Annotated in this window: 7 protein-coding genes; 4 read left to right on the forward strand and 3 right to left on the reverse strand. The window is 57.8% G+C overall.

Features of this window, described 5'->3' with window-relative positions; genetic code table 11:
* Window positions 1–199 precede the first annotated feature (199 nt).
* On the reverse strand, window positions 200–1,171 hold the full coding sequence (gene ispB / locus ACNPAA_RS20465) for an octaprenyl diphosphate synthase (protein WP_041214598.1): 972 nt from the start codon (window positions 1,169–1,171) through the stop codon (window positions 200–202).
* Window positions 1,172–1,413: 242 nt separating this feature from the next.
* On the opposite strand from ispB, the gene rplU reads away from it, so the two are divergent.
* The 4 genes from rplU to ACNPAA_RS20485 all read left to right on the forward strand — a co-directional run bounded on the left by rplU (window position 1,414) and on the right by ACNPAA_RS20485 (window position 5,130).
* Window positions 1,414–1,725 (forward strand): 50S ribosomal protein L21, encoded by a 312-nt coding sequence (rplU, locus tag ACNPAA_RS20470; protein ID WP_005304210.1) that lies wholly within the window; start codon window positions 1,414–1,416, stop codon window positions 1,723–1,725.
* Window positions 1,726–1,742: 17 nt separating this feature from the next.
* Window positions 1,743–2,000: a 50S ribosomal protein L27 gene (gene rpmA / locus ACNPAA_RS20475; RefSeq protein ID WP_010673199.1), complete on the forward strand. Its 258-nt coding sequence runs from the start codon at window positions 1,743–1,745 to the stop codon at window positions 1,998–2,000.
* 189 nt (window positions 2,001–2,189) lie between these two features.
* A complete protein-coding gene (cgtA, locus tag ACNPAA_RS20480) occupies window positions 2,190–3,392 on the forward strand; it encodes an Obg family GTPase CgtA (protein ID WP_010673200.1) in 1,203 nt (400 codons plus the stop codon).
* Between the two features lie 367 nt (window positions 3,393–3,759).
* The gene (locus ACNPAA_RS20485) at window positions 3,760–5,130 is read left to right on the forward strand and encodes a YjiH family protein (RefSeq protein WP_201872385.1); all 1,371 of its coding nucleotides are present in this window, start codon (window positions 3,760–3,762) and stop codon (window positions 5,128–5,130) included.
* Window positions 5,131–5,181: 51 nt separating this feature from the next.
* Here ACNPAA_RS20485 and ACNPAA_RS20490 read toward each other — a convergent pair whose 3' ends face one another.
* Both ACNPAA_RS20490 and ACNPAA_RS20495 read right to left on the reverse strand, forming a co-directional pair.
* Window positions 5,182–6,144, reverse strand: coding sequence for an IS1595 family transposase (locus tag ACNPAA_RS20490; RefSeq protein WP_041215707.1), 963 nt, complete (start codon window positions 6,142–6,144; stop codon window positions 5,182–5,184).
* 78 nt (window positions 6,145–6,222) lie between these two features.
* Window positions 6,223–6,332, reverse strand: a 110-nt coding sequence (locus ACNPAA_RS20495; RefSeq protein WP_160838777.1) for a transposase, incomplete at its 5' end; no start/stop codon positions are given.

Genomic DNA, 6,332 nt, shown 5'->3' on the forward strand with positions numbered 1-6,332 from the left:
GTTACGGATCGAGATAGCGGGTGCGGCCATGATGATCTACCTGCAAAAGAGAGTAATAGATCAGAACGGCCGATCGCCGTCAAGCACTGAAAATAGCAAAATCAGGTGCGGAATGACGGTTGATACGACAGTGGCACGGGGAATTCGGACAATAAAAAAGAGGCCCTCTGGCCTCTTTTTTATTGTCCGCCGGCTGGCATCAGGCGCTGCGCTGCACCGCCATGTGGGCCAGGGTCTCCAGCGCCTGCTTGTGCCGGGAGTCCGGCAGGATGGTGAGGGCGGCGATGGCCTTGTCAGCCTCTTCCCGAGCCCGCTGGCGGGAGTATTCGAGGGCACCGGTGCGATCCAGGATGCCCAGAATACGCTCCAGGTGATCCATACCGTTGCGGTGCTCGATGGCATCGCGCACCAGTTGACGCTCTTCCGGGGTACCCACTTCCATGGCGCGCAACAGCGGCAGGGTCGGCTTGCCTTCGGCCAGATCGTCACCCACGTTCTTGCCCATCTCCTCGCTCTGGGAGCAGTAGTCCATCACGTCGTCGATGATCTGGAACGCGGTACCCAAGTATTTGCCGTAGTCGGTCATGGCCTGCTCGACGGGCTCGGGCTGATGGGTCAGCACGGCGGCGAGTCGGGTCGCAGCTTCAAACAGCTTGGCGGTCTTGCAGTAGATGACCGTCATGTAGCTCTCTTCCGTGGTATCCGGATCGTTGCAGTTCATCAGCTGCAGCACTTCGCCTTCGGCGATGGTGTTGGTGGCATCGGAGAGGATCTCCATCACCTTCAGGTTGGAGAGTTCGCTCATCATCTGGAAGGAGCGGCTGTAGAGGTAGTCACCCACCAGGACGCTGGCGGCGTTGCCAAACAGGGCGTTGGCGGTTTCCCGGCCGCGGCGCAGGTCGGATTCGTCGACCACGTCGTCGTGCAGCAGGGTGGAGGTGTGAATGAACTCGATGATGGCGGCCAGTTTCAGGTGATCTTCACCCTCATAGCCCAGTGCGCGTGCGGCCATCACGGTCAGCATGGGGCGCATCCGTTTTCCGCCTGCACTGACAATATAGAAACCCAGCTGGTTGATCAGGCTGACATCAGACTGGAGCCTCGCCAGGATCAGTTCATTGACCGCCGTCATGTCGGCGGCACAGAGCGCACGGATAGTCTGTTGGTCCATAAGTCTCGTAACGTGACGGCAGCATTTACTGCGTTTTTAGCAATGGCGGGGATTCTACACGATTTCACAATGGGTTACAGTTAGGCGTTTATTCACGGGGGCAGATATGCGCACAAAATAAACTTTTTGCTAAATTGGCCTTGCCTCGGCAAATCGTTCTGCGTAGAATGCCCGCCCATTGTTATAGGTTTTTGTGCGTGTCTGGCCTTGAGCAAAAGACACGCCTTTACGGAGTTAATCAAATGTACGCGGTATTCCAAAGCGGCGGAAAACAACACCGTGTGGCCGAAGGTCAAATCGTTCGTCTGGAAAAGCTGAACGTTGAGACTGGCGCTACCATCGACTTCAACGAAGTGCTGATGGTTGCTGCAGGCGACACTTTCAAAGTAGGTGCTCCTTTCGTTGAAGGTGGCAAGGTTGTGGCTGAAGTTGTGGCTCACGGCCGTGGCGAGAAAGTGACTATCGTCAAGTTCCGTCGTCGTAAGCACCACCGTAAGCAAGCGGGCCACCGTCAGTGGTTCACTGAAGTCAAAATCACTGGCATCAGCGCTTAATTAGAGGAGTCCGATAGATGGCACACAAAAAAGCTGGCGGTTCATCCCGCAACGGTCGCGATTCTGAAGCTAAACGCCTGGGCGTGAAGCGTTTCGGCGGCGAAACAGTTCTGGCTGGCAGCATCATCGTTCGTCAGCGCGGCACCAAGTTCCACGCTGGTGAGAACGTTGGTCTGGGCAAGGACCACACTCTGTTCGCTACCGCGAACGGTAAAGTGCAGTTCGAAGTTAAAGGTCCGCAGAATCGTAAGTACGTCAGCATCGTTGCTGAGTAATTACGGACCGCAAGGATCCGAAGCCCCGCCAACCTGGCGGGGCTTTTGTTTTTCTGATGAGTTTGACGAAAAAACGGCACGCGGATGAGCCGGCGCTGACAGCCCTCATCGGCCAGATGCGCCTCGCCCGAAGGGGCCCGTATCACTATAATTGCGTATCGGTTTTTCGAATTAAGGTGACGGTTACCTATGAAGTTTGTTGATGAAGTCCAGATTCGAGTCGATGCCGGTGACGGTGGTAACGGTTGTGTGAGCTTCCGCCGCGAGAAGTACATCCCGAACGGCGGCCCGGACGGCGGTGACGGCGGTGATGGTGGCGACGTGTATCTGGTGGCCGATGAAAACCTGAACACCCTGATCGACTACCGTTTCGAGCGCTTCCACGCCGCCGAGCGTGGCGAGAACGGTCAGAGTGCCAACTGTACCGGTCGTCGCGGCAAGGACAAGATCCTGCGAGTACCGGTCGGCACCCGCGCCACCGATGAAGACACCGGCGAACTGCTGGGGGATTTGACCAGTCACGATCAGAAGCTGCTGGTTGCCAAGGGCGGCTTCCACGGCCTTGGCAACACCCGCTTCAAGAGCTCGGTCAACCGGGCGCCGCGCCAGAAGAGCAACGGCACCCCGGGTGAAGTGCGTACCCTGAGGCTGGAGCTGCTGCTGCTGGCGGATGTCGGCATGCTGGGTCTGCCCAACGCAGGCAAGTCCACCTTCATTCGCGCCGTTTCTGCGGCCCGTCCGAAAGTGGCAGACTACCCCTTCACCACCCTGGTACCGAACCTGGGTGTGGTACGTGGCGAGAACTCCCGCTCCTTCGTCATTGCAGACATTCCCGGCCTCATCGAAGGGGCTGCTGAGGGTGCAGGCCTGGGGATCCGCTTCCTCAAGCACCTGGAGCGTTGCCGCGTCCTGATCCACCTGGTGGACATCTGCCCGGTGGATGGCTCCGATCCTGCCGAGAACGCCGTGACCATCGTCCGGGAGCTGGAAAAATACAGCCCCGAGCTGGCGGGCAAGCCGCGCTGGCTGGTCTTCAACAAGATGGACCTGATCCTGGAAGAAGAGGCTCAGGAAGTGATGGACAGAGTCAAGGCAGCCCTCAACCACGAAGGTCCGGTCTACGCTATCACCGCCATCAGCAAGGAAGGCACCAAGAAGGTGTGCTACGACATCCTGGATCTGCTGGACACCATGCCTCGTCAGCTGGCGGAGGATGCCAGAGACGCCATCGAGAAGGTGGAGTTCAAGTGGGACGACTATCACAAGAACCAGCTGGCCAAGGCGGAAGCCGATGCCCTGGCGGCGTCCAAGGCCTTCGATGATGGCCTGGACGATGACGACTGGGACGATGAGGACGACGACGGCGTCGAAGTCATTTACGTTCGCGATTGAGCATCATGTTCGTGACAAGACCGGAGCCAGACAGGCTCCGGTTTTTTTTATGGGAGGATCGACGGGATCACCCTATAGATATATTTTTCATGTCTCTTATTGCCTGACAGTGGCTGCGGATTATACTGCGCACCTGAATGTAACCCGTATGAAACATTATGCTAACCATTCAAATTGAATCGATATGCATGACTGTTTTGGTTTGTTCTTATGGATGGTTCGCCTGATAAAATATTTATGCTTGAAATGATCAATTAACGGCTTGTTTGTGCAGTTTTTTGGGTTATTCTTGCGCCCGTTTTCCGGGCGAGGGCATGAGTATGCAGGCGGCCCGGCTGAAGGAAAAGTCACATTTAAGGCTGTTTATATGTTGGAAAAGATCCTGGAAGCACCGGCAATCCGTACTCGCCGCAACGTGCTGATGTTTTTGATCCCGTCACTGATCGGGATCCTGCTGTTCATGACCCCGGTCATCTATGACGGCAATGTCACCATTCCCGTCGCCGTGTTGGCGAAGCTGGTTCAAACGGTGTTTGCCGATCATCTGGTGGCCATGGTCAGCGCCATCATCACCACCACCATGCTGATGACCCTGATCGCTTGGCTGTTCAAACCGGCGATCCTGGTGAAACGCCCCTTCCTCAACAGCCTGTTCAACGTCTCCCCCTTCTGGGCGTGCGTGCGGGTGCTGGGCGGGGTCTTCGTGCTGTTGACCTTCTTTGAAGCCGGTCCCGAGGTGCTGCGCTCAGGGGCGACCGGCGGCCTGGTGCTGCATGATCTGCTGCCGGTACTGTTCTCCGTCTTCATCTTTGCGGGCCTGCTGCTGCCCTTGCTGCTGGATTTTGGTCTGCTGGAGTTTGTCGGTACCATGATGACCCGCATCATGCGTCCGGTGTTCCGTCTGCCGGGGCGTTCTGCGGTGGACTGTTTCGCCTCCTGGCTCGGTGATGGCAGCGTCGGGATCCTGCTGACCAGCAAGCAGTATGAAGGCAAGTTTTACACCCAGCGGGAAGCGGCCGTCATCGGTACCACCTTCTCCGCCGTCTCCATCACCTTCTGTCTGGTGGTGATCTCCCAGGTGAAGCTGGAGCACATGTTCGTCCCCTTCTACCTGACCGTCTGCCTGGCCGGTGTGGTGGCCGCCATCGTGGTACCGCGCCTGCCGCCGCTCTCCTGGAAGAAGGATGTCTACAGCGACGGTACTCCCCTGTGCCGCAAGCAGGAGGCCATCCCCCATCAGCACAGCGTGCTGAGCTACGGCTACCATCGCGCCCTGACCAAGGCCGACAGCATGACGGATCTCGGCGCCGTGGCGCGTGAAGGGGTGAAAAACGCCCTGGACATGGTATTTGGCGTGCTGCCGGTGGTGATGGCCGTCGGGACCTGTGCCCTGATGCTGGCGGAGCACACCCCGGTGTTCAACTGGCTGGGGGCGCCCTTCGTGCCTTTGCTCGAGCTGCTGCAACTGCCGGAGGCGGAAGCCGCTTCCAAGACCATCATGGTGGGCTTCGCCGACATGTTCATCCCGGCGGTGCTGGCCTCCACTATCGAGAGCGACATCACCCGCTTCGTGATCGCCGCCATGTCGGTCACCCAGCTCATCTACATGTCGGAAGTGGGCGCTCTGTTGCTGAGCAGCAAGATCCCGGTCAAGTTGTGGGAGCTGTTCGTCATCTTCCTGCTGCGCACCTTGGTCACCCTGCCGGTGATTGCCGGTGTGGCGCACCTGCTGTTCTAAGGGGCGAAGTGGAACGAAAAACGGTCAACCCGGGTTGACCGTTTTTTTAGGCTATGTCCCAATTACGTGTTGCATCGGGTGCCCTAGCGCCTCATGCAAACACATCTTGGTATTTACCTCCCTGCCGTAACGTTCCAGCATCCTGCGCCAGCCCAGATAATTCCTCAGGTAGTGGGTTGCGACTCCATGGAATCGTTCCATCCACTCCTTCAACCGCCGGTGATATCCGTTCACATGCTGGATGTGGTATGCCCCAATGACTCGCTCACCTCGACGGTTGTACACCACTTGATGTGTTATGCCCCGCGCTTGGCTGAAACTGGCATACACCCCTGCACCATCACTGCAGAGCACTGCATCGGGCGCGATGAGTGGCTGCAACACCGCTTTCACCGTCTGCGCATCCAGCCTTTCCAGCTGAAAGTCGGCTTGATGGCCCGCCCTGTCCTGCACCACCATCACCGGGATGTAATCCCGCCCGGTCCCCCGGGTACGCCCTTTCCCGCCACGATGTCTTGCCGGACGAGGCAACCCTCGCTGCCCCTTGAACGATTCGAGGAAGAAGGTTTCATCCACTTCCACAATGCCTTCTTCCCGTGTTGCCTGGTGGTTTGCCATCGCCTTCAGGAAGCGGTGACGCCACAAGAAGGCGGTGTTCTTGCAAACACCGCAGCGGACGGCGGCCTGGCGGACAGTGAGCCCGTCGATGAGAGCCTGGGCGTAGTCCTCCCAATGCTCAGCCTTACGTAATCTGGCCAAAGGCGTCTTGGTGAGGAGGGAGCTGGTTCGCCGACACTGCTTACAACGGTAACGACGCAGCCCACGGCTCCAGCCCCAGGGGGCCAGCTGGGTGGCATCCGCCTGGCAGTGGGGACAGCCGCAGCATGTGGGTAACTGGGCATGGAGGGACGTAATCGGGTGTGGAGCGGCGAGCTCATGCTGAGCGACACGGCGCTGACGCAGAGTAAGTAATGGAAAGAGGGACAACAGGTGTTGGAAGGCTGGCGTATCCATGATGAAGGTCCTCGCGGTGATGACCTACTTCCAGATTAGCCTTCCAACACATAATTGGGACAGCGCCTTTTTTTAGGTTCATCGCGGCTTTCCGGGGAAGGCCGCCTTGATTTTCAGAAAAAAGTATTCTGAGTCCCTAAATCCATATGCCATACGCTTTATCACTTTGATCTTGTTGTTCACCCCTT

It is taken from the genome of Aeromonas sp. PS2Canimalfood6 (assembly GCF_048276795.1).
GTDB lineage: Bacteria > Pseudomonadota > Gammaproteobacteria > Enterobacterales > Aeromonadaceae > Aeromonas > Aeromonas caviae.